The organism is Corynebacterium sp. MSK041, from assembly GCF_030232265.1.
GTDB lineage: Bacteria > Actinomycetota > Actinomycetes > Mycobacteriales > Mycobacteriaceae > Corynebacterium.
Window position 1 is genome coordinate 1,737 of record NZ_JASPJK010000028.1, and the last position, 3,232, is coordinate 4,968.

Genomic DNA, 3,232 nt, shown 5'->3' on the forward strand with positions numbered 1-3,232 from the left:
GTGGTTGGTGGTGGTGGGTGTGGTGTGTGAGAACTGTATAGTGGACGCGAGCATCTTTCTTCTTTGAAGAATATTTTTTGTGTGAGTATGTGTTGTGTATCCGAGCATGCATTCTGCTTTTTGTGGGGTGTGTGTTGTTGTGTTTGTTACTGAAGGGCGCATGGTGGATGCCTTGGCATGCTGAGCCGATGAAGGACGTGTGAGACTGCGTTATGCCTCGGGGAGTTGTCAACAAAGCGTTGATCCGAGGGTGTCCGAATGGGGAAACCTGGCCACAGTTGTGTGTGGTCACCTGCTGGTGAATTCATAGCCGGTTGGGAGGTGACGTCGGGAAGTGAAACATCTCAGTACCGACAGGAGAGGAAAATAATAATGATTCTGCTAGTAGCGGCGAGCGAACGTGGATGAGGCTAAACCGTGTGCGTGTGATACCTGGCAGGGGTTGCGTGTGCGGTGTTGTGGGGTGCGGTTGTGGTGTTCTGCCAGACACCGGTGCGCATTGTTGTGTTAGCGGAAGTGGCCTGGGATGGTCTACCGGAGTGGGTGAGAGTCCCGTACGTGAAGACATAGTGGTGTGTGCTTGATTGTGTCCCCGAGTAGCAGCGGGCTCGTGGAATCTGCTGTGAATCTGCCGGGACCACCCGGTAAGCCTAAATACTCAGTGTGACCGATAGTGGATAAGTACCGTGAGGGAATGGTGAAAAGTACCCCGGGAGGGGAGTGAAATAGTTCCTGAAACTGTGTGCCTACAATCCGTCAGAGCACCTCGATGTGTGTGATGGCGTGCCTTTTGAAGAATGAGCCTGCGAGTCAGCGGCATGTCGCGAGGTTAACCCGTGGTAGGGGTAGTCGTAGCGAAAGCGAATGCTAATTGTGTGTTGTTAGTGGCATGTCCTGGACCCGAAGCGGGGTGATCTACCCATGGCCAGTGTGAAGCAGCTGTAAGAGGTTGTGGAGGCGCGAACCCACGTAGGTTGAAAACTGCGGGGATGAGCTGTGGGTAGGGGTGAAAGGCCAATCAAACTCCGTGATAGCTGGTTCTCCCCGAAATGCATTTAGGTGCAGCGTCGCGTTAGTGTGCCGGAGGTAGAGCTACTGGTTGGTTGAGCGGGACTATCATCTTAGCAATGTCAGCCAAACTCCGAATGCCGGTTTACATGGTGCGCGGCAGTGAGACTGTGGGGGATAAGCTTCATAGTCGAGAGGGAAACAGCCCAGACCGCCGGTTAAGGCCCCTAAGGGTGTGCTAAGTGGAAAAGGATGTGTAATCGCGAAGACAGCCAGGAGGTTGGCTTAGAAGCAGCCACCCTTGAAAGAGTGCGTAATAGCTCACTGGTCGAGTGGTTGCGCGCCGACAATGTAGTGGGGCTCAAGTACACCGCCGAAACCGCGGCAACAAGTTTTTGTTGGGTAGGGGAGCGTCGTGCATGGGGTGAAGCGTGATCGTAAGGGCGCGTGGACTGTGTGCGAGTGAGAATGCAGGCATGAGTAACGAATGATACGTGAGAATCGTATCCGCCGGATGACTAAGGGTTCCTGGGTCAAGTTCGTCTTCCCAGGGTGAGTCGGGTCCTAAGGCGAGGCCGACAGGCGTAGTCGATGGTTAACGGGTTGATATTCCCGTACCCGTATACATGCGACCCAGAACGAGTCGGTGATACTAACCACCCAGATCGTCTGCCATGGTCATCTTTGATGATCAGGTGGGTGTGATGCGTGGGGCCTGATCCGTAGTAGTTCAGTGATGGGGTGACACAGAGTGGTAGCCACGCCGTTTATTGGATTGCGGTGTAAGCGTGCAGCATGCAGGTTAGTCAAATGCGGCCTGCGTATATGTCAGGCGTGATGCGTAGCCCATAGTGGGTGATGGTGGTGATCCTGTGCTGTCGAGAAAAGCCTCTAGCGATGTATGTGTACGGCCCGTACCCGAAACCGACACAGGTAGTCAGGTAGAAAATACTAAGGCGGTCGGGTGAACTGTGGTTAAGGAACTCGGCAAATTGCCCCCGTAACTTCGGGAGAAGGGGGGCCATAACTGGTGATCTAATCTTGCGTTGGTGAGCTGGTTGTGGTCGCAGAGAAGAGAGGGAAGCGACTGTTTATCAAAAACACAGGTCCGTGCGAAGACGGTTAAGTTGATGTATACGGACTGACGCCTGCCCGGTGCTGGAAGGTTAAGAGGACCTGTTAGACCCTTTTGGGTCGAAGCGGAGAATTTAAGCCCCAGTAAACGGCGGTGGTAACTATAACCATCCTAAGGTAGCGAAATTCCTTGTCGGGTAAGTTCCGACCTGCACGAATGGCGTAACGACTTCCCTGCTGTCTCAACCACAGGCCCGGTGAAATTGCACTACGAGTAAAGATGCTCGTTACGCGCGGCAGGACGAAAAGACCCCGGGACCTTCACTATAGCTTGGTATTGGTGTTTACTGCGGTTTGTGTAGCATAGGTGGGAGACTGTGAAGCGCTCACGCTAGTGGGTGTGGAGTCATCAAGTGAAATACCACTCTGACCGTAGTGAATGTCTTAACCTTGGCCCATGATCTGGGTTGGGGACAGTGCCTGGTGGGTAGTTTAACTGGGGCGGTTGCCTCCCAAAATGTAACGGAGGCGCCCAAAGGTTCCCTCAGCCTGGTTGGCAATCAGGTGTTTAGAGTGTAAGTGCACAAGGGAGCTTGACTGCGAGACCTACAAGTCGAGCAGGGACGAAAGTCGGGACTAGTGATCCGGCACCTACTTGTGGATGTGGTGTCGCTCAACGGATAAAAGGTACCCCGGGGATAACAGGCTGATCTTCCCCAAGAGTCCATATCGACGGGATGGTTTGGCACCTCGATGTCGGCTCGTCGCATCCTGGGGCTGGAGTAGGTCCCAAGGGTTGGGCTGTTCGCCCATTAAAGCGGCACGCGAGCTGGGTTCAGAACGTCGTGAGACAGTTCGGTCTCTATCCGCCGCGCGCGTTGAAACTTGAGAAAAGCTGTCCCTAGTACGAGAGGACCGGGACGGACGTACCTCTGGTGTGCCAGTTGTTCCGCCAGGAGCATCGCTGGTTGGCTACGTACGGAAGGGATAACCGCTGAAAGCATCTAAGCGGGAAGCCTGTTTCAAGATGAGGTTTCATAGGTTCCCAGCAGACTACTGGGTTGATAGGCCAGATCTGGAAGCACCGTAAAGTGCGAAGGTGACTGGTACTAATACACCAAACAACAAACAACAATCGGCCAACACACAC

1 rRNA gene is annotated in these 3,232 nt (G+C 53.8%); it reads left to right on the top strand.

The features are described from left to right. Window positions 1-140 precede the first annotated feature (140 nt). A 23S ribosomal RNA gene (locus QP968_RS10955) occupies window positions 141-3,215 on the top strand. Window positions 3,216-3,232: the final 17 nt, after the last annotated feature.